2 protein-coding genes are annotated in these 936 nt (G+C 59.3%); both read left to right on the top strand.

All coding sequences use genetic code 11. The features are described 5' to 3' along the window. The coding region (locus CAI21_RS23535) for a hypothetical protein (protein WP_181919617.1) at positions 1 to 181 on the top strand (181 nt) is incomplete at its 5' end. An 86-nt stretch (positions 182 to 267) separates the two neighbouring features. After that, positions 268 to 936: hypothetical protein (locus CAI21_RS22795; RefSeq protein ID WP_220349092.1), on the top strand; the 669-nt coding region annotated here is incomplete at its 3' end.

Here is a 936-nt window from a genome sequence, read left to right as displayed (position 1 = left end):
GCTGGGCTGGGCGAGTTCCGGTGCGGGCGAAGGGGCTTGGCGGGGGCGTAAGAAAATCAAGCAAAGCGACCGCGAGCCTAGCGAGCGCTGGGCCAAGCGCGATTGGTGGGAAGGTTGGGGGCTAGTGGTATTCGCTGTGTTTATGTTTTTGATGGTGACTTGGGTCGTTTTCACTGAGTAAACGGGATGGAGGCCCTTCCGCGAAGAGCGGTGGGCTGGGTTGTTGTCGGGCTAGGAACGCTATCCGCATAAAGAAAAAGCGACAGGATGAACTACTACGCTGACACGGCCTATAACAGCACGCGTCCCCGCGATCTGGCGCCGGCGGACGCGGGCCGCCAGGGGTGGAAATCCCGGCAGTTGCAGCGTAAGCCCCTGCAAGGGCGGCCGGGGGTGCAGTGCGGCGAGCACCTTAGCATCAGCCATGCCGATCTCGACGCGCTGTTCGGTCGTGCCTGGCCTAAGCATATGCCGCATTGGCGTTATCACGAAAGGGTCGACTGGGAACACCTCGGTAACCCCGCCGTGTTGATCAATGCCATCGTGATGATGGTTGCGGTGGGGGTATTTGTAGCAGTTGCTTTATTAGGTTCATTTGCAGTCTACGACGGATTTTACACGGTATTCGTTGAGGGCGGTGGTGGGCTAATCCTCACTGTGCTCGTTGGGGTTTGTGTTATCGGCACCTTGCTGACGAAGTACGTGTTATCGCCGGATAAGCGCAATTTTTGGCTAAACCGGCGCACCGGCCTGGTGAGCCTGCCCCGGCGCGGGCGGATGGTGGAGCTGCCGTTCGACGAGTTCGACCCGTACCTGATGCCGTTTACCGGCTATATGGGCCGCACGAGCTATCAGTTAGTGCTCATCCACCGCTACAGCGACCAGCATTTGATTTATCCCGAAGAGGGGGAGTCGCCGTGGGAGGTGGAGGCGTTC

The organism is Alkalilimnicola ehrlichii (assembly GCF_003399765.1).
In the GTDB taxonomy this organism is placed as follows: domain Bacteria; phylum Pseudomonadota; class Gammaproteobacteria; order Nitrococcales; family AK92; genus AK92.
This window is presented reverse-complemented; position numbering and strand designations above follow the sequence as displayed.